Annotated in this window: 17 protein-coding genes; 9 read left to right on the plus strand and 8 right to left on the minus strand. The window is 68.3% G+C overall.

Annotation, left to right across the window (positions count from 1 at the left end; all coding sequences use genetic code 11):
• Positions 1–114: 114 nt before the first annotated feature.
• Entirely contained in the window at positions 115–729 is a 615-nt protein-coding gene (locus tag FB475_RS01185) for a DJ-1/PfpI family protein (protein WP_141851676.1), read from the minus strand.
• Between the two features lie 63 nt (positions 730–792).
• Here FB475_RS01185 and FB475_RS01190 point away from each other — a divergent pair, with 63 nt between their 5' ends.
• Positions 793–2124, plus strand: a complete 1332-nt coding sequence (locus FB475_RS01190; RefSeq protein WP_141851679.1) for an aminotransferase-like domain-containing protein — start codon at positions 793–795, stop codon at positions 2122–2124.
• A 56-nt stretch (positions 2125–2180) separates the two neighbouring features.
• The gene (locus tag FB475_RS01195) at positions 2181–2972 is read left to right on the plus strand and encodes a RibD family protein (RefSeq protein ID WP_141851686.1); all 792 of its coding nucleotides are present in this window, start codon (positions 2181–2183) and stop codon (positions 2970–2972) included.
• Here FB475_RS01195 and FB475_RS01200 read toward each other — a convergent pair.
• Positions 2906–3973 (minus strand): DUF5937 family protein, encoded by a 1068-nt coding sequence (locus FB475_RS01200; RefSeq protein WP_141851688.1) that lies wholly within the window; start codon positions 3971–3973, stop codon positions 2906–2908. The two genes, FB475_RS01195 and FB475_RS01200, sit on opposite strands and share 67 nt — an antisense overlap.
• A 99-nt stretch (positions 3974–4072) precedes the next feature.
• On the opposite strand from FB475_RS01200, the gene FB475_RS01205 reads away from it, so the two are divergent.
• Entirely contained in the window at positions 4073–5281 is a 1209-nt protein-coding gene (locus tag FB475_RS01205; protein ID WP_141851691.1) for an MFS transporter, read from the plus strand.
• Here FB475_RS01205 and FB475_RS01210 read toward each other — a convergent pair.
• Both FB475_RS01210 and FB475_RS01215 read right to left on the minus strand, forming a co-directional pair.
• Positions 5229–5882, minus strand: a complete 654-nt coding sequence (locus FB475_RS01210; RefSeq protein WP_141851693.1) for a Rid family hydrolase — start codon at positions 5880–5882, stop codon at positions 5229–5231. The genes FB475_RS01205 and FB475_RS01210 overlap by 53 nt on opposite strands.
• Positions 5879–7459, minus strand: coding sequence for a flavin monoamine oxidase family protein (locus FB475_RS01215; RefSeq protein ID WP_141851695.1), 1581 nt, complete (start codon positions 7457–7459; stop codon positions 5879–5881). Before FB475_RS01215 ends, FB475_RS01210 begins: the two co-directional genes overlap by 4 nt.
• Positions 7460–7691: 232 nt before the next feature.
• Between FB475_RS01215 and FB475_RS01220 the strand changes: the two genes are divergently transcribed.
• On the plus strand, positions 7692–8522 hold the full coding sequence (locus FB475_RS01220; RefSeq protein ID WP_141851697.1) for a ZIP family metal transporter: 831 nt from the start codon (positions 7692–7694) through the stop codon (positions 8520–8522).
• Here FB475_RS01220 and FB475_RS01225 read toward each other — a convergent pair.
• Positions 8503–8967 (minus strand): GyrI-like domain-containing protein, encoded by a 465-nt coding sequence (locus tag FB475_RS01225; protein ID WP_141851699.1) that lies wholly within the window; start codon positions 8965–8967, stop codon positions 8503–8505. The genes FB475_RS01220 and FB475_RS01225 overlap by 20 nt on opposite strands.
• 20 nt (positions 8968–8987) lie before the next feature.
• Positions 8988–9611, minus strand: coding sequence for a VOC family protein (locus FB475_RS01230; protein WP_141851701.1), 624 nt, complete (start codon positions 9609–9611; stop codon positions 8988–8990).
• A 106-nt stretch (positions 9612–9717) separates the two neighbouring features.
• Between FB475_RS01230 and FB475_RS01235 the strand changes: the two genes are divergently transcribed.
• Positions 9718–11265, plus strand: coding sequence for a N,N-dimethylformamidase beta subunit family domain-containing protein (locus FB475_RS01235; protein ID WP_141851703.1), 1548 nt, complete (start codon positions 9718–9720; stop codon positions 11263–11265).
• On the opposite strand, the gene FB475_RS01240 is transcribed toward FB475_RS01235, so the two are convergent.
• Positions 11254–11859 carry a TetR/AcrR family transcriptional regulator gene (locus FB475_RS01240; protein WP_141851705.1) on the minus strand — a complete coding sequence of 202 codons (606 nt, stop codon included), beginning with the start codon at positions 11857–11859 and terminating at the stop codon, positions 11254–11256. The genes FB475_RS01235 and FB475_RS01240 overlap by 12 nt on opposite strands.
• A gap of 88 nt (positions 11860–11947) precedes the next feature.
• On the opposite strand from FB475_RS01240, the gene FB475_RS01245 reads away from it, so the two are divergent.
• Genes FB475_RS01245 through uidA form a run of 4 tightly spaced genes read left to right on the plus strand, consistent with a single transcriptional unit; the run spans position 11948 to position 16783 of the window.
• Entirely contained in the window at positions 11948–13234 is a 1287-nt protein-coding gene (locus tag FB475_RS01245; protein WP_141851707.1) for a sugar ABC transporter substrate-binding protein, read from the plus strand.
• A 2-nt stretch (positions 13235–13236) separates the two neighbouring features.
• A complete protein-coding gene (locus FB475_RS01250; protein ID WP_238331898.1) occupies positions 13237–14106 on the plus strand; it encodes a carbohydrate ABC transporter permease in 870 nt (289 codons plus the stop codon).
• 1 nt (position 14107) lies between these two features.
• Entirely contained in the window at positions 14108–14983 is an 876-nt protein-coding gene (locus FB475_RS01255) for a carbohydrate ABC transporter permease (protein WP_141851711.1), read from the plus strand.
• A gap of 12 nt (positions 14984–14995) precedes the next feature.
• The gene (gene uidA, locus FB475_RS01260) at positions 14996–16783 is read left to right on the plus strand and encodes a beta-glucuronidase (protein WP_141851713.1); all 1788 of its coding nucleotides are present in this window, start codon (positions 14996–14998) and stop codon (positions 16781–16783) included.
• A gap of 7 nt (positions 16784–16790) precedes the next feature.
• On the opposite strand, the gene FB475_RS01265 is transcribed toward uidA, so the two are convergent.
• Positions 16791–19454, minus strand: coding sequence for a carbohydrate-binding protein (locus tag FB475_RS01265; RefSeq protein WP_141851715.1), 2664 nt, complete (start codon positions 19452–19454; stop codon positions 16791–16793).
• Positions 19455–19458 lie beyond the last annotated feature (4 nt).

A 19458-nucleotide genomic window follows, 5' to 3' on the forward strand; every position in this document is an offset into this window, starting at 1 on the left:
AACCGTCAAGGCTACTCGCTATACAAGCCGTGACACGCCATGCACCCCGAGCTATCGACCGGGCCGGAGGTACCGACGGGTGGTGCGCTGATCCTGGGCGAGCATCTGAGGTTTCTACACGTGGACCTCGGACAGGTACGGACCGACCGCGCGGAGTGCCATTGCGACGTACTCGTCCTTCTCGCCGACCGGGGCCACGTAGTGCATGGCGTCGTGCGCAGCCTCGGCAGTGTGCAGCTTGGTGATCGTCCATGCGGCCAAGTAGGACGACGCGAGACAGCCGCCCGCGGTCGCAAGGTTGCCGCGGGCAAAGAACGGCTGGTTGAGGACCTCAACGCCCGCGGCCAGGACCCAGGGCTTGGAGGTCAGATCGGTGCAGGCGGGTACGCCGTCCAGGTGGCCGAGCTTGGCCAGGACGAGCGTTCCGGAGCATTGCGCGGCCAGTAACTGGCGGTCCGGATCGAGGCGGCCCAAGGTCGCCATGATGGCTGGGTCCTCGACGACCTCGCGGGTCTTCCGGCCGCTGCCGACGATCACCGCGTCGGCCTCGCAGGCCTCGTCCAGGTCGATCATCGCGTCGATGGTGACACCGTTCATCGATCGGACACGGGGTGTGGGGCTCGCGATCGACACCCGCCAGCCGGGTGCGCTGACCCGGTTCAGGATGCCGAGGGCGATCAGCGAGTCGAGTTCGTTGTAGCCGTCGAAGGTCAGAATCGCGGTGTGCATGGATGTCAGGCTAGGCGGATTCATGCATGACAGTCGAAGAATTGTCCTGGATACAATCGCGGCGTGAGAGTGCCGAAGTACAAGGCGGTCGTCGACTCGCTGGCCGCCGAGATTCGCAGCGGACGGTTGGCGGCCGGGCATCGGCTCGCGACGCACCGCCAGCTGGCGGTGAACGAAGGGATCGCGATCGTCACGGCCTCGCGGGTGTACGCCGAACTCGAGGCGATGGGACTCGTCAGCTCCGAGCAGGGCCGCGGCACGTTCGTCCGCGATCTCGCCGCGACAACGGCCGAAGGGACCGACCAGCGCGCGGTGGCCGCCGATGCGATCGACCTGAACTTCAACGCACCGTCGGTCCCCGGCCAGGCCGAACTGCTCCGCCAGGCACTCCGAGAGCTCGCGGGCGCCGGTGACCTGGAATCGCTCCTGCGGTACCAACCGCACCTCGGCCGCGCCCAGGACCGCGCCGCTGTCGCCGATCACCTAGCGCGCCGCGGACTAAGCGTCGGCCCGGAACGCGTGCTGATCACCAACGGCGCCCAACAAGGACTGGCCGTCACCGCGATGGCACTCTTCCAACCCGGCGACGTGATCGCGGTCGACGCCGTCACCTACCCCGGCTTCCTCGTTCTCGCGCGCACTCTCGGACTGGAGCTTGCCCCGCTGCCGGCGAGCGGCCCTGATCTGGATGCGCTCGACCAGCTGTGCCGCCGACGCCGGGTCCGTGGCGTGTACGCGATGCCGACGCTGCACAACCCGCTCGGCTGGGTGTACGACGAGTTCCAGCGCGAACGTCTCGCCTCGATCGCCACGCAGTACGACCTGACGATCGTCGAGGACGCGTCGTACGCCTACCTCGTCGAGGACGCCCCGCCGCCGGTGGCCGAGTTCGCCCCCGACCGCACCGTCTACGTCTCGGGCCTGTCGAAGAGTGTCGCGCCGGGTCTCCGGATCGGCTTCGTCGCCGCACCCTCGACGATGATTCCCGCGCTGGAGCGCGTCATCCGCGCAACAACCTGGCACACGCCGGCCATCACCGCAACCATCGCAACCAATTGGCTGAACGACGGCACCGTCGCGCGCCTCGAGCAGCAGAAGCGCGAAGACGCCCGCCTCCGCCAATCGATCGCCGCGGAGGTCCTCGACAGCCTGCCGTACCTGAGCCACCCGTCGTCGTACGTGATCTGGCTCCCCCTCCCCCAGGACGCCCGCCCCGACCGCATCACCACAACCCTCGCCACCAAAGGCATCGCCACCTCCACTGCCGCCCCCTTCGCCGCCACCCCCACAATCCCCCAAGCCCTCCGCCTCGCCCTGGCCTCGGTCCCCCTCCCCACCCTCCACCCCACCCTCCAAACCGTCCGCCAAGAAGCCACCCAGGACGCGCTCCGCTGAATCCTGTCGGTGCCGACTGGTAGACCTTGTCGCCCAGCGAGCCGAGGGAGACGACGATGCCGGAGCGACCGCGGGTGGTGGTCAGCGTCGAGGCCAGTGCTGACGGAAAGGTCGCGTTCGCACGCGACGCACTGCTGATGCACCAACCGAGTTCGGACTTGTGGGCAGCGATGAAACCGCAGGCGTCCGACCCGGTGGATGTGCTCGAGGTAGTGCGCCGCCAGTACGGCTGCAACGCAATCCTGGAGGGCAGCGGCAGCCTGGTGGCCGAGGATCCGGCCGAGCTGCCACCGCACGACGGTGTCCTCGACGGGCACTTCCTTCCGGCGGAAATCACCCGTCAGCTGTCGCCGCCGCACATGTGGTTCACGGTGGTCGACAGCCGGGGCCGGGTTCGGTGGACAGAGAAGCATGCCGACTGGGATCCGCTGGTACTGGTCTCGCGGTCGACGCCGGCCGACTATCTCGGGTATCTGCGGCGCGAACGGATCTGCTATCTCGTCGCCGGTGACGACCGGGTTGATCTGTGGCAGGCGCTGGAGTTGATGAAGAGCGAGCTGGGGATCACCTGTGTGTTGTCGACTGCGGGCGGCGGGTTGAACGGTGTGTTGCTCAGAGCGGGCCTGATCGACGAGCTGTACCTGACGGTCCTACCTGCGCTGATCGGTGGGCTGGGTACGCCCTCGGTGATGGACGGGCCGCCGCTCGCCGTTGGCGAGGCTCCTACGCCGTTGGAGTTGTTGTCCGTCCACACCGACACGAGCGGATCGGTTCGGCTGCACTATCGGAGTACGGCGGATAGTAGGTCTGGGCCGAGGGATGTGAGGTCGGGGAGGTTGAGGGTGTAGCGGACGTAGCGGCCCTGGCGTTGGGAGGTTAGGAGGCCGGCTTGGCGGAGGACTGTGAGATGGCGGGAGACTTCGGGTGGGGTCAGGTCCCAGGCGGCGGCGAGTTCGCCGGTGGTGTGGGGGCCTCGGGCGAGGGTGCGGAGGAGGCGTAGGCGGACGGGGTGGGCGAGGGCCTCCAGCCTCAGCGTGATCGTTTCCAAGGAGACCGAGGGAGCGGGCTCGGCGACGGGGTACTGGACGACTGGTTGCCAGCCTGGCGCGTGGACCGCGACCAGGTGCGGACGGCCGAAGACGGTCGGAAGAAAGGTGACGCCCGCGCCGGTGGTCGCGTTGTCCTGGAGCTTGTCGACGATGATCGAGTTGCCGTCGAGGGCCACCGCGCTCGAGACCGCGGCGAGGGCCGCACCGATTCCCTGGCGTTTCAGCAGGTCGTTCTTCACCCGCAGATCGGTCGCCAGCTGTACGGCGACGCCCGCCCAGGCCGCGTCGAAGAAGGCCTCGGCGCATTGCGAGAGAGTCTCGCGTACCCGCGCCCGCACGGCTGCCGGATCGGCGAGCAGCCGTTCCGCGAACGCCTCCTGAAGAGCACCACGAGCCTGCGCGAGGTCCAGCGCCCGATCGCGCGCCGAGGCGTCGACGAGCGGTGACGGCGTACCGAAGTGGACGCGGTTGCTGCCGCACGTGGTGACGAGCGCCGCGGTCACATAGGTCTCGTCGTCGATCCGGTCCACGTCGTCCAGTTCCTCGGCGAGCGTCGCCCGCGGACGAGCCGGTACCAAGAAGTCCGCCCGCGACGAACGCCAGAGGAACTCCGCCTCGCGCAGCCGCTCGGCCAGCTCCGGCCGCAGCCCGGCCCAGACGTCGGCCGCCCAGCCGGCAAGTTGAGGATGATGCCCCGGTTCGGCCAGCGCGTGCAGCATCGCCGTCAGCTCGGCCAGCGGCGACGCGGCGAACCGCAACCGTTCGGGCGAGGACCCGCCGAGGTCGATCCGCAACGTCATGTCCTCATTGTTGCTGGCCCGCCCAGCACCACCCACGACAGTTGACGAAGACCGTCAACTGTCGTGGTGCGCCCGCCGTACGAACGCACCGTTGGCTCCATGACCAAACTCACGGCGCAAGCCCTCGTCCGCGCCTCCGGCGGGCCCCGGTACGCCGTTGCGCTGACCGTCGACGCGCTCGGCACCGGCCTGCTCCGGCCCTTCCTGCTCCTGTACGGCGTGACCGTACTGCGGCTGTCCGCGACCGCCACCGGGATCGCGATGACGGCCGGCGTCGTCGTCGCACTGGTATGCATGCCCGGCGTCGGCCGCTGGCTGGACCGGGGCGCCCGCAGTACGGTCGTCGCGGCCTCCATGCTGATCCGGGTCGTCGGTGTGGCGCTGCTGCTGGCCACGCGGCCCGGACAGGTCTGGCTGTTCGCGGCCGCGGTGCTCTTCCTTGGCATCGGCAACCAAGCGTGGCCGGCCGCCCACGCAGCTCTCGTCGCCACAGTCGCCCAAGGCCGCGACCGCGACGCCGCCCTCGCGGCCGGCCGTTCCCTCCGCAACGCAGCGCTCGGCGTCGGCGCACTCCTCGCCACGGCCTGCCTGGCAGGCGGCCCCACCGCGCTCCATGCGATGGCGGCCGCGACCGGGCTCGCCTACCTGGTCGCCGCCGCCCTGGCGTGGTCGGTCCACGTCCAGGCGCCTCCGACGAAAGGCGCAGTCCCGACCGACGCGCCCCCGATGCTCACGCTCCTCGCGGCCAACGTCATCTACGTCTTCTGCCTGAGCGTCCCGGAGATCGCGATCCCGGTGGTCATCGTGACCCAACTGCACGCCTCCCCCGCATGGTCGGCGGCGATCTTCGTCGCCAACACGGTTCTCGTCGTCACCCTGCAGGTCCCGGTCACCATCGCGATGTCGCGCTTCTCCCGGCGCACCGTGCTCGCCTTCGCAGGCGTCGTACTGGCCGTGTCCTACCTGGGCTTCCTGGCCGCGACGTCGCTGGCCCCGGGATGGCGGGCCCCCGCCGTCGCCGCTGTCTCCATCCTCTGCACGCTAGGCGAAGTCATGTACGCCGGCAGCGCCACCGCTCTCGTCGCCGCGGAAACGCCGCCTCAGCTCCTAGGCCGCGCCCTGGCCCGCTTCCAGCTCTCGACCGGCTTCAGCCTCGCCGTCTCCCCCGCCGTCATCACCACCCTCGCCGCCCGCAGCGAGGCCACTGTCTGGCTGACCCTCACCACCACAACTGTCCTGGCCGCCACGGCGATCGCTACCGAGCCGGGTAGGCAGCGTCGACCTCGACCTCAACCAGCCAGCCGCTGACCGGCAGGTTCTCGATCTCCAAGGCGAAACGCGACGGACGGGCCTTGTTCACCACGAACGGTTTCGCCGGTGGCGCCGTCCCCAGCGGGACCGGCACGTACGCGCCGGTGCTGAGGTCGGTGTTCGCGAAGTACTGGCGGTACGCGCGGTTCCAGCCGGCGAAGTCGGCGGTTGCCGCACCGGTCGGATTCTGCAGGAAGACGCGCATCGTATAGACGTCGGCGTACGACAGGCCGACCGCGGCCAGGTTCTCGCCGATGCGCCGCAGTACGTTGATTCCTTGGGCTTCGGTGATCGTGACGCCCGCGGGCAAGTTGCCGCCGGGGAAGATCGCGGTGTCGACGTACGACGCCTCGCTGCCGGCCGGGGCACCCGTGTTCAAGGCCGACGGGCCGATCCCGCTCGTCTTGTAGACCGGCGTGTTCGCGCCGATACCGACACCGGTCGCGATCAGCGGATTCGACTGACCGGCCGGCAGCGCGGGGACGACGGTCCCCGGTCGCGGCGGCTTCGGCCGGTCCCACCAGCCCGCCGCCGTACCTGCGCCGGCCGTGAACGAGACGACCAGCGCGACAACTCCGGCGATCAAGCGTGTCTTCATCGGCCCGCCACCACCCGGCTGTGCAGCGCGGTCACGGTCGCCCGCGCCGACGTCATCGCGCCGTGCTGCCAGGCGATCGCATGCGACAGGTGGTCGCCGGCGAAGTAGATGTTGCCGGTGGCATCGAGCAGCCGCGCGTAGATCCCGTCGGTCTGCGACGGCCAGCTGACCCAGGACCCCTCGGAGTACTTCGTACCCAGCCAGTTCACCGAGAACGAGGCCTTCACGTCCTTCGTGTACACGTCGCCGTGCATCTTCGCGCCCTGCATCAGTGCCCGCTGCAGCCGCGCCGCGGGCGTCAGCGCGCCGTACGTGTTCGCATTGGTGCCGGTGTTGTAGTAGCCGATGACCGTCCCGCGTTCGCCGTGGAAGTTGTACGACGGATACCAGGTGTTGACCGTGTCCAGGCTGCTGTTGGTGATGCCGCCGTAGATCCGGTGGTCCTCCTCCCACCACCGCCGACCGTACTCGATGCCGATCTTGCCCGCGTTCGTCGGCCGCGCGTACTTGAGCGCCTCCGTGATCGCCGCGGGCAGGTTGGACGGGACCTTCGCGGCCAGGTGCGGCGGCAGGGCGCAGATCGCGTAGTCCGCGGTGATCACCCGGGATCGGGTGCCGGTCTTGTACGTCACCTCGACGCCCGCGCCGGTGTTCCGCAGGGCGGTCACCTCGGCGCCGTACCTGATCTTCTCCTTGCCGATCGCGCGCTCGAACGCGTACGGGATCCGGTCCATCCCACCGACCGGCTGGAACATCATCATCGCCTGGTCCCAGCCGAACTCGAACGAGAAGTAGTTGCCGACACCGCTGGCGAAGACGTCGCTCAGCGCGTACGGCGCGGCCGTCGTACCGCCCTCGAGACCGGCGCCGGGCTCGACGGTGTAACCGCGGCGGCCGTCCGTGCCGGTGTAGGCGAAACCGGACGCCTTGTTGCCGATCGATCCGAAGCTGCTCAGGAAGCTGATCAACGCCTGCTTGTCGGTCTCCGTCAGCAGTGCGTCGAGGGCGCCTTGGTCGGTGGCGGTCGCGAGGAGCTCGGCGACGTACCCGTACACGTCGGCTTTCGCGGTCCGGTGCCGGATCGGCTTGTTGGAAAGGGCTGTGTTGCCCTCGCGGTACAGATATGCGTCCGCGTTCTGGTTGACGAACGGCTCGATCGCCACGCCGAGCTCGCGGCAGTAGTCCAGCGTGACGTGATGCTGCGGCAATCGGGCCGGGCCGGCATTCATGTACTGGCCGGGCGAGAAGGTCGCCCGCTGCGTGTTCCCGGCCAGGTCGGTCTCGACCGTCCCGCCGCGGACCGTCCAGTTCCGGCCACCCGGGCGGTTGCGGGCCTCGAGCAACGTCACTTTGTAGCCGGCCTTGAGCAGCTCGTACGCCGAGGTGAGACCGGCGATGCCGGCGCCGAGGATCACGACGTGCTTGTTCCGCCCGTTCAGCTCGACCCGCGACGGCGCGGCGTACGCGGGGGTGTCGGCCACGCTCGTCAGGCCGAGCGCCGACATCGTGGAGTACAGCACACCGGCCCCACCGGTGATCCCGACCTGCTGCAGAAACTGACGTCTGGTCTGCGCCATGCCTTACTCCTCACTGGGCAACGGATAGCTGACCAGAAAAGTAAGGACTTGATGTTTTCGGACCGTGTCAGCACCGTAACAGCAAGACACTCGTACTGGTAGGTAGGTTTCAGCGGGCTCTCAGACTCCGCCGAGTGACGAAGTTCCCATCGCTCAGGGGTTGTTAGGTCAGCCTTGCCTCTCCTACCCTCCATCCTGTAATTGGGTGTTCAACCACGTCTCGGAGTCCTTCATGTCCAGCTCCCAGGTCGCCGTGCTCGGTGCGATCGCCGGCTTCACCATTTACCTCGGGCTCCCGATCGGCCGGTTGCGGGCTCCGGCGCCGCGACTCAAGGCGGGGCTGAACGCGCTCGCGATCGGCATCCTGGTCTTCCTGTTCTGGGACGTCCTGACGCACGCGTGGGAGCCGATCGACGAGGCGCTGGCCGGCAAGCACTGGGGTACGTCGCTCGGCAACGGCCTCGTCCTCGCTGCCGGACTGGCGATCGGGCTGCTCGGGCTCGTGTACTACGACCGCTGGACCGCGCGCCGCCGTGCGACCGCGTCGAGCATCGGTCCCGGCGCCGCCTCCACCGGCGATCCCGCGCTGAAGCCGCAGGCCAAGTCCGCCGCGGCCGGGCTGGCACTGATGATCGCGACCGGGATCGGGCTGCACAACTTCGCCGAAGGTCTGGCGATCGGCAACTCCGCCGCCACCGGTGAGGTGTCGCTCGCGGTGCTGCTGATCATCGGCTTCGCCCTGCACAACGCCACCGAGGGCTTCGGGATCGTCGCACCGCTCGCGGCGGCCGGTGAACGGCCGAGCTGGACGACGCTCGCACTCCTCGGCCTGATCGGCGGCGGCCCGACCTTCGTCGGAACCCTGGTCGGCCAGCGGTTCGTCAACGACTCGATGTCGATCGCGTTCCTCGGCCTCGCCGCCGGCTCGATCCTGTACGTCGTGATCGAGTTGCTCTCCGTGGCCCGCAAGGCCGGCCTCAAGGAGCTCACCACCTGCTGCATCCTGCTCGGCCTCCTGGCCGGCTTCGCCACCGACGCCATCGTCACCGCTGCGGGCGCATAGGCTCCAACAGGTGCACGACGGTCGTCTCGGTGCCCGCGGGGTCGGGCGTCGGGTCGCCGTAGATCTCCCACGTACATCCCGCGGATTCGCGGTGGTTCGAGGCCATCCAGCGGGTCATCGCGTCGTAGGCCTCGGTCAGGTCGTACGAGCCGCGGTGAACGGCGACCGCGACCTCGCCGCCCGGCGTCTGCGTCGGGCACACCTCGCCGGCCGCGTCGAAGGTCCGCGTCACCTCGACGCCGAACTCGCAGAGCAGCGGCGCGCCGGGGCGATGGTGGTACACGAAGACGTTGTGGCCGTCGGTCCACAGGCCCGGCTGCGTGCGGACGAAGTCCCAGACCAGGTCCAGCGCCGGGCGCCAGGCCGAGCCGACTTCGCCCGCCGCAACCTCTCGTCGTACCGCCGCCAACCGGCGCGGGCCCACAGTCCGTACGTCGACATCCATCCGTCGATCGTAAGGCCGCGTCAGTGGCTCGAGGTCGCGCGAACCGGTTCCCAGCTGAAACCGTCCGGGTCGGTGAACGTGGTGCCGTCGGCGAGCAGCGTGATCCGGTGCGAACCGGTCCCGTCCACCGGTACACCGGCGTCCTTGGCCAGCGCCTTGCGCCCGTAGAGCGCGAGCTTCACCCGGCCGTCGCCGTCGAACTCGACGTACTTGCGCCCGAAGCTCTTCGCCACCGTCAACCCCTGCTCGACGTAGAACTTCTTGCTCGCGGCAACGTCCTGGCAGCCGAGCAGCAGTGCGACCGAATCGATCGCCCGGGTCGCCGGGCCGGTGTCCTTCTTCTCCGACGTGGCGATCTTCCAGATCGTCCCGTCCGGGCCCTGCACGGTACCGCCGTACCCCCACAGGGACTTGGCCACCGGCTTGATCACGCTCGCACCGGCCTCGACCGCCGAGTTGAACAGCGAGTCGACCGTACTCGGCTGACCCACGATGAGCGACAGCGTGAACGCCCGGAACCCACTGGTCTCCGCGGCGCCCGAACGCACCCGCACCTGCCCGGTCAGCCCGAAGGCGTCACCGAGGAACTTTTCGGCCGCTGCAACGTCGGCCGCTTCCAGAACCACACTCTGAAGGTTTGTCATGCCTCAAACCTAGAAACCGAAGCCGCACCTACGCTTCTTGATTCCTGACCGACTCAGCGAGCTGTCAGGTCCTGCTGCCTAGCATGCACGCGGAAGGAGGCGGTGGATGCGGGGCACGAAGGTGCTGGCGGCCGCGGCGTTGCTGCTGGCACTGCTCAGCGGCTGCACGCGCACAGCCGGGTCGGGTTCACCGCTCGAGGGCCAGCAGCAGGACACACTCGGGGGCCAGTACTTTCCGGGCAGCAGAGCGTGGCAGATCCCCGCGGACCTGGTCGCCGGCCCGATGGAGCTCGCCGGGTACGCCGACCACGTCAGCGTCCGCAGCGGCGAACCGTTCCGGCTGTTCGTCACCTCGTCCGACGGCGCGTTCACCGTCCGCGCGTTCCGGATCGGCTGGTACGGCGGTGCCGGCGCGAAACTGATCTGGACCTCGGCGAAGATCCCGGGCACGCACCAGCCCCTGCCGCTGCTGACGCGGAACAGGATGATCACCGCCACCAACTGGACTCCGTCGCTGACCGTGCAGACCAAGGACTGGCCGCCCGGCAGCTACCTGTTGTTGCTCCGGGCATCGACCGGCAAGGAGAAGTACGTCCCGATCGTGGTCCGCTCGGACAGCGCCCGCGACGCCGTCCTGATCGTCAGCGCGGTGAACACCGACGAGGCGTACAACGCCTGGGGCGGCTACTCGCTCTACCACGGCCCGCGGCGCAAGCCGGCCAAGCGGTCGCTGATGGTCACCTTCGACCGTCCGTACGACGTGGACGGCGCGCGCGGCGTGTTCAACGACAACCTCCCGCTGGTCCAGTTGGCCGAGCAGAGCGGCGTACCGGTGGCGTACGCGACCAGCGTCGACCTGCAGGCCGATCCGGGCCTCGCCGACGGCGCCCGAGCGATCGTCTTCGGCGGACACGACGAGTACTGGTCGACGCGGATGCGGCAGGTCGTCACCGCCGCCCGCGACGCCGGCACGAACCTGGCGTTCCTCGGCGCGAACGCGGTCTTCTGGCGGGTCCGGTACGCCGCCGACGGGCATGGGCCGAACCGGATCATGGTCGGCTACAAGGACGCGACGCTCGACCCGGTCCACGACTCCCCCGAGACCACGGTGCACTGGCGGGCCACGCCGTACCCGGATCCGGAGAACAGCCTGACCGGCATGCTGTACGAGTGCTCCGACGCGACCGGCGCCTTCACCGTCCTCGACCCGAACTTCTTCCTGTACGCCGGCACCGGCGCGGGCCTGGAGTCGTCCTACCCCGGCCTGATCGGCGACGAGGCCGACCGCGCCTACCCGATCGCCGGTACGCCGTCCGACCTGCAGGTCGTCGCGCACTCGCCGGTGACCTGCCACCGCAAGCACTCGGTCTCGGACGCGAGCTACTACACGACCGATTCCGGCGCCGGGGTGTTCGACACCGGAACCATCGAATGGGTCCGGGCGTTGGAGAGTCCGGACCCGGCGAACCACGTCGGCCCGGACTCGGTGGCCTTCGCCCGCAAGGTCACCCTGAACCTGCTCACCGCCCTGGCCGCCGGCCCCCTGGGCCGCACCCACCCCGCCTTCGGCAACCTCCCCTTCCTCCACAACCAGGCAACCACCACCACCGGCCTCGGCGGCCCGGTCGGCCGATCCCTGGGCTCACTCCGGTAGGGACTGCGGGCCGAGGAGGTCCTGCAGTGCGGACGTCATCGCGGCGACGAGGTCGCGACGGCCGGGATCGATGAGCCACTGAAGTTGCAGCCCGTCCCACAACGCGACCAGAGACTCGGCGATGCCGTGCGGGTCGCGCGGATTGGCGACGCGGCCTTCCTGCTGGTCACGGCGCAGCGCGAGCGCCAGCATGCGGATCGTCTGTTCGTACCGGGTCCGGAACCACTCGTGCGCAGGGTGGTCGGGCGCTGACGACTCCGCCGCCATCAGCGCGAGCAGCCGCAGCATCTCGGGCCGCTCGACGTTGCGGCGTACGTACTGCAGGACGGCATACGCGACGCCCTTGTCCTGGCTGTCGGCCTGGAACGAGTCGGCGTGCGCGGAGTCGGCGCTCTCGAGGACCGCGACGAGCAGGGCGCTCTTGCTCGGGAAGTGGTGGACGACGCTGGTCAGGCTGAGGTCGAGCTGCTTCGCGATCTCCCGCAGCGACCCGCCGCGATACCCACGGGCCGAGAACACCGACGTGGCAGAGGCCACGATCTCGGCCTGTCGGCGCGCGCTCTTCGCGTACGGCCCGCGCCGCGTGTCGCTCATGCCCCAACCCTAATGCCCGGAGAACGGTGAGAAATTCACCTATTCCAAATTGTGGCAACTGTTCGGTTTTCGCGCTACTGTCCTGCCCATGTTCAGCTCACGCGTTGCGAAGACACTCGCCGGCGGCGCGGCCGTCGCACTTCTGATGGCCGGCTGTGGCCGGTCCGATGCCCGATCGGCCGAAGCGCCGGCGGGCGCAGCCGTCGACACCCAGCCCGCGAACGGCACGATCACCGTGTGGGCGATGGGAACCGAGGGCGAACTCCTGCCCAAACTGGCCGCCGAGTTCAGCAAGGCGAACCCAGACGCGAAGGTCGAGGTGACCGCCGTTCCCTGGCAGGACTACGCGAAGAAGGTACAGACGGCGATCGCCTCGGGAGACACTCCGGACGCCACCATGGTGGGTGCGGTCGACCTCGCGGCGTTCGCGTCCATGGGTGGGCTGGAGAAGGTTCCGTCCGGCCTCGTCGACCAGAGCACCTTCTACCCCGGCGCGGTCCAGAGCACAGAGTTCGAAGGCGCCGAGTACGGTGTTCCGTGGTACGTCGAGACGCGCTCCTTGTTCTATCGCAAGGATCTCGCGCAGGCCGCGGGCGTGTCCGCGCCGAAGACCTGGGACGAGTACGGACCGTTCCTGAAGGCTCTCCAGCAGCACGGAGCCAAGTGGGGTCTGTCCCTGCCGACCGGCGCCAACGCGACGTGGCAATCGGTTGTGCCGTTCATGTGGCAGGCGGGCGCGGAACTGATGAGTGCGGACGGGAAGCAGTTCACCTTCGACACTCCCGACGCCCGGAAGGGACTCGAGTTCTACCAGCAGTTCATCACATCGAAGCTGTCGAACCCGAACGGTCCGGTGAGCCTGGGCGAGATCGAACCGCAGTTCGTCGCCGGGTCCACCGCGGCGCTGATCTCCGGTCCGTGGGAAGAAGGCCTGCTGAAGTCGGCCGGCGGCGAGGCATTCGTCAAGGACAAGGTAGGCGTCGCGCCGCTTCCGGCGGGTCCGAAGTCCAACGCCAGCTACATCGGCGGCGGCCAGTGGTCGGTGTTCAAGGACGCGAGGAACCGCGACGGCGCCTGGAAGTTCATCCGGTGGATGTCGGCTCCGGAGGTTCAGAAGACCTGGTACGGGCTGTCCGGCGACCTACCCGCCGTCCAGTCCGCGTGGAGCGAGGGGAAGCTTGCGACCGACCCGACCTTGGCCGTGTTCCGCGACCAGTTGACGACGGCGCAGTCGGGGCCGAACACGACGACCTGGCGGCAGGTCACCGCCGTACTCGACGCCGAGTTCGAAAAGGTCGCGAAGGGCGTCTCGACGCCGCAGGCAGCGCTCAAGGAGATCCAGCAGCGCGCGTCGACGATCGGAACGGGTGAATAGCTGTGGCCCGCCGGACCTTCGTCGCCTGGGGCTTCTGCGGACCCTTCATCGCACTGTTCGCGACCTTCGGGGTGTGGCCGGTCGTCTCGTCGCTGTCGATGAGCGTCACCGACATCACCGCGCGGGACATCCGCACCCCGTTCAGCGTCGACTTCGTTGGCGTGTCCCACTACACGGCACTCTTCGGGGACCCGGTCTTCCGGCGCGCCGCGGTCAACACGCTGTACTTCGTCGCCGCCGGCATCCCGTTGACGATGATCATCGCGCTGGCACTCGCGGTCGCCCTCAACTCCGGCATCCGGCGCGCGAAAGCCCTGTTCCGGGTCGGCTACTTCGCTCCGGTGGTCACCAGCGTCGTCGCGATCGCGGTGGTCTGGAGGTACCTGTACGAGCCGGACGGCATGATCAACTCGGCCCTTGCCGTGATCGGGATCCACGGGCCGGACTGGTTGAACGACCCGCACTGGGCGATGCCGGCGCTGATCGTGATGGCGGTCTGGCGGCACTTCGGCATTCCGATGGTGATCTTCCTGGCCGGCCTGCAATCTGTGCCGGCCGACCTGCTCGAGTCGGCGCGGGTCGACGGCGCCACCCGGTGGCAGGCGTTCCGCAACGTCACGCTGCCGCTGCTCAGACCGACGACCCTGGTGGTCGCCGTACTGCTCAGCATCGGCTACCTGCAGTTCTTCGAAGAGCCGTTCGTGATGACGAGCGGCGGCCCGCTGGGCAGCACGACCTCGATCAGCTACTACGCCTATCAGCAGTTCGGTTTCGGCAACTACGGCATGGCGTCAGCCGCGTCGTACGTGCTGGTAGCCGCGATCGCACTGCTCAGCTTCGTCCAGTTCCGGATCTTCCGAGCCAAGGCCTGACATGACCACCATCACCGCGAGTACCACCGCGGCAACTGCCACCCATACCGCGTCCCGCTCGCTGCGACCCGCACGCATCCTCCTGTACGGCGCACTCGCGCTCGGCCTGATCGCTACGCTGGCGCCGTTCGCGTGGATGTTCCTGGGATCGGTCAAACCGACCGGGGAGATCGTCGCCGCTCCGAGCGCCTGGCTGCCCCGCTCCCCCACGCTCGGCAACTTCGGCCAACTGCTGTCCAAGCAGAACTTCGGGCTCTATTTCTTCAACAGCACTGTGGTCGCCGCGAGCTGCGTCCTCGGAAACTTGCTCTTCAGTTCGATGGCCGGGTACGCGTTCGCGAAGCTGGACTTCGCCGGGAAGAAGCTGCTGTTCGGCCTGGTCCTCACGATGCTGATCATCCCAGGCGTCACCACGTTCGTGCCGCTGTTCGTCCTGGTCAGCAACCTGGGCATGAGCAACTCCTACCTCGGGCTGATCCTGCCCTTCGTGGTGACTCCGCTCGGCGTGTTCCTGATGCGCCAGTTCATCCGGGACATCCCCGACTCGCTCCTCGAAGCCGCCCGGCTCGACGGCGCCGGCGAAGTACGGATCTTCCTGCGGGTCGTCGTACCGCTGTGCCGTCCGCCGTTGGCAACCCTGGCGATCCTGACCTTCCTAGCCCAGTGGAACAACTTCCTCTGGCCACTGGTCATCGCCCAGACCGAGGACCACTACACCCTGCCGGTCGCCCTCGCACTCTTCTCGGTCGGCGCGAACGGCACCAACTACGGCCTGCTGCTCGCCGGTGCCGTCACCGTCGTCACGCCGATCGTGCTGCTCTTCCTCGTACTTCAGAAACAGTTCATCCAAGGCATCGCACACACCGGCATCAAATAGGGAGCCCGAAAAATGCTGCGTCCGCAGGACGGACCGACCCGCGAACGACGATCGCTGACCGGATTGTGGAGGTTCCGGCTGGACGCCGAAGGGGCCGGCCGCGGCGAAGGCTGGTGGCGATCACCCCTCGCCGACGCCATGGACGTCCCGGTACCGGCCAGCTACAACGACATCTACCCGGATGGGACGATCCGCGACCATGTCGGAGACGCCTGGTACCAGACAACTGTCTGGGTCCCGGGCAGGTGGACGGGGCAGCGCACGGTCCTGCGATTCGACGCGGCGACGCACCGCGCAACGGTCTGGGTCAACGACACCGAGGTCGCCCAGCACGAAGGCGGCTATACCCCGTTCGAGGCCGACGTCACCGGCCAGCTGCGACCGGGCGGCGAGAACCGCGTCACGGTCGTCGTCAACAACGAACTGAGCTGGGCGACGATCCCGCCGGGCATCGTCGAGGAACGCCCCGACGGCCGGAGCGTGCAGCGCTACTTCCACGACTTCTTCAACTACGCAGGACTGCATCGGCCGGTGTGGCTGTACACGACTCCCCCGACGTACATCGCCGACCTCACCCTCGACACCACCCTCGACGGCACCACTGGACTCGTCGGATACCGCGTCGACAGCAGCGGCGACGCTGAGGTACACGTGGTACTGCGTGATGCATCCGGGCGCGAAGTCGCCGCGTCGGACGGCGCGGGCGGCACGCTGCGAGTGCCCGGCGTACACGCGTGGGGACCCGGCGACGGGTACCTCTACGAGCTCGAGGCCCGCCTGTTCGACGCGACCGGGCTCGTCGACAGCTACCGGCAGCCGGTCGGCGTGCGCACGGTCGAGGTCCGCGGGCAGCAGTTCCTGATCAACGGGAAACCGTTCTATTTCAAGGGGTTCGGCAAACACGAGGACGCGGCCGTCCGCGGCAAGGGGCACGACGACGTACTCATGGTGCACGACTTCGCGCTGCTGGACTGGATCGGCGCGAACTCGATCCGTACCGCGCACTACCCGCACGCCGAGGAAGTCCTCGACCACGCCGACCGGCACGGCATCGTCGTCATCGGCGAGACACCGGCCGTCGGCCTGAACCGCAACATCGGCGGCGGGGTCTTCGGCTCCGGGAAGCGAGTGTCCACGTTCGCCCCGAACGCGGTCGGGGACGACGCCCAACGGGCTCATCAGCAAGCGATCCAGGAACTCATCGCCCGCGACAAGTTCCATCCGAGCGTCGTTCTGTGGTGCCTCGCCAACGAACCCGACAACATCCAGCCCGAAGCACGCGACTACTTCGCCCCGCTCGCCGCGCACGCCCGCACGCTCGACCCCAGCCGGCCGATCGCCTACGCCAACGCGCTGATGGCGGCACCCGACGAGTGCGTGGTCACCGACCTGTTCGACGTCGTGCTGTTGAACCGCTACTACGGCTGGTACTTCGGTCCGGGCGACCTGGAATCGGCCGAGATCGAACTCGAGGCGGAACTGCGCCAATGGGCGAAACTGCACGACAAGCCCATCATCATGACCGAGTACGGCGCCGACACCTATCCCGGCCTCCGCAACCTCGTGCCCAGCCCCTGGAGCGAGGAGTACCAGACCGAGCTCCTCGACGTCTATCACCGGGTCTTCGACCGGATCGACGCGGTCGTCGGCGAACAGGTCTGGAGCTTCGCCGATTTCGCCACCATGCCGGGCGTGTTCCGGGTCGACGGCAACCGCAAGGGCATCTTCACCCGTGACCGCCGACCCAAAACCGCCGCCTTCCACCTCCGCGCCCGCTGGCGCGAAGGCGAAGCGACCTAGCTGTCCATCAACTGTCAGGTGTCAGGGTGCTGCCGGCCACGAACCTGGCCAGGGTGACGGTGTCGAGGTGAGGAGCCGGGCCTGTTGGGTTGCCGAAGGTCAGTGCGCCGGCTCGGGTGGTCAGCGTCAGCGGGATGGTCTTGTCCCAGAAGCTGTTCCACGAGTAGTTGTGCCGGAAGGCGCCGCGGACCGTCGAACCGCCGGCCTCGGTGACGTCGAGGAAGCGGCTGATCACCTGTGGGTTGTAGTTGATCGGATCGGACTTGTCGGCGTTCGACGCTCCGAACACCAACTGGTACTCGCCCGCGCCGAAGCCCGCCGGCCGGGCCATGGTGATCGTGTTCGCGGCACCCTTGCCTACGTTGACGACGTCATGCACCACGCCATCGGCGTCCGCGGAGCCGTTGGAACCCGTTGCGGCGGGCAAGCTCTCGACGGCGGCCGTTCCGGCCAGGGTGAGCGATTCCGCCTCGGCGCGGTGGACGTTCGCCGGGTCGGCTTCCGCTGCCAGCTGAGCAGCACCTCGTGAGGTGGTCACGTCGCCGAGCAGGAGATCGCCGGGAGGTGCACTCACCGTGAGCTCGTTGATGCCCTGTGGCAGGTAGACCCGAGCGGTGGCGGCCCACGCACCGGGAGCGGCGACCTTGGGCAGCGCGACGGGTCGCCCGTTCACGAGCAGCTTGAGCTGACGGTGTGCCTTGGTCGTGACGAAGTGCGCGGTGATGTCGTAGTAGCCGGTGGCCGCCGCCGCCGCGTAGACGGTCGCGGTCGCGGGTCCGCCGAGCGCGGCGTATCCCGCTGTACCGGCTTGTGCGTAGGAGAGCTGAGCGCCACCGGCGAGTCGAGCCTCCGCGGCCGGGTAGACCGCGTTCTCGCCGGAGGTGTTGTCGTACAGGTCGAAGCGGTCCAGCACGATGTCGAGACCGGGCAACTTCGTGGTGCCGTCCGCCGATCCGCGAATCGAGAGCGTGTGCGCGCCCGCGGTCAGGGTGAGCGGGACGTCAGTCGTACCGCGGTAGGTCCAGTGCAGGCCCGCCGAGTAGTCGACGTACTTGCTGAAGACACCGTCGACGAAGAGCGCGTGCTTGCCCGGTACGCCGTTCGTTCCGGCCAGGATCGACAACCGGTACGAACCGGCATGCGGGACGGTCACCGGCCAGGTCGCGCCGGAGCCGGCCTGGTTGAACGAGCCGACGTCGCGCGAGTTCGACGCCATGAAGTTCCACTCACGCGTCGGGTCCTCGTAGTACACGGTCGCGTTCGTCAGCGCGGTGTTCTCGGCCTCGACACTGCTCACCAGGTCGGTCGAGACGGGCTGCCGCGCGGCGAGCGCCGGGGTGATCTGCACTTGGTACGCCGAGTAGCGATCGTTGTTCGGCACCGTCAGCTGGACGTGACCGTTGCTGACGGCAACACGAGTGGACAGTACGACGGGCGGTTGGAGTGCGGCGCCTTCGGCACCGTTCAGCCGATCGGCACGAACCGTGACGTCGACCGTGCTACCGATCCGGTCGAGACCGGTCAGGTCAAGATTCACGTCCTGGCTGCCGCCACCGAAGAGGACCGTCGCCTTCTTGTTGACGGAGTCCACCGCCGCCATGCCCTGCAGGGTGTCGACGGCGTTCAGGCGCGGCGGGGTGACCTTGACCGTCTTGGTGCCGGCCAGGTCGCCGTACCACTTGAACATCCACCAGCCACCGTTGCCACCGTTGTTGCGGGAGCTGTTGTCCGACAGGTTGCCCGAGTAGTTCCAGTACGCTGTCTCGGCGTCGACCTTCTTGTCCTCGAACATCGACATCCACTGCACGAGCTGACCAGGCGTACCCATGTCGCGCAGCATGCCGAACTCGGTGATGTTCACCGGGATCTGCGGAAGGTCGAGATTGGCCAGAAGCGCCTCGTACTGCGCGTAGTTGCCGCGGAAGGTGGCGAGGTTGTTGGTGCCGAGCTCGTGCCAGATGAACAGGTCGGGCAGTTCGTTGTGCGCCTTCGCATAGGACAACAGATCCGCGCTGGGCTGCTGGTGCCAGGCGTACCAGCCCGGCCCGCCGATCTTGGCGTGGCCGAGTCCGTGCTCGGCGTAGACGTCCTGGATGGTCCGGTAGGCGGCCGACCAGTCCGCGAGGAAGATGTCCTTCTGATAAGCCCAGTCGCCGACCGGGTACCACGGTCCTTCGGGCTCGTTGAACGGGACGAAGACGATGTCCTTCGGGTGCGTCGACGTGGTCGCGATCTTCTCCGCGACCTGCCGGATGATCGGCAGGTAGTCCCAGACCCCGTCGTTGTTCGCGTCACCGGGACGCCGGCCCTTGTTGTACGGCCAGTCCGGATACATGTCCGGGACGTAGACGAGCAGATCCTTGCCGGCTCCGGCGAAGAACGACTTCTCGACGTTCAGTACGTCCCCGTTCGGGTGCTGCGCGCCGTCCGGCGGCTTCTGGGAGGTGTTGGTGACGTGTGCGCCGTTCAGCACGGCCTGGGACGGCACGCCGTCGTCGCTGAGGCCGTACAGGGTCCCGCTCGCGCCGCCGCGGAAGTCACCGGTGGTCTGGGAGAAATCGACAGCCAGGGTTTCCGCGGTAGGCGCCGCGGTGGAGTGCTGGGCGGTGAGTGCTCCCAGCGTCAGGGCTAGGGCCGACACGAGCACAGTCGATCGCGTGGGTTTGGGCATTGGT

The sequence above is a fragment of the Kribbella jejuensis genome (assembly GCF_006715085.1).
In the GTDB taxonomy this organism is placed as follows: domain Bacteria; phylum Actinomycetota; class Actinomycetes; order Propionibacteriales; family Kribbellaceae; genus Kribbella; species Kribbella jejuensis.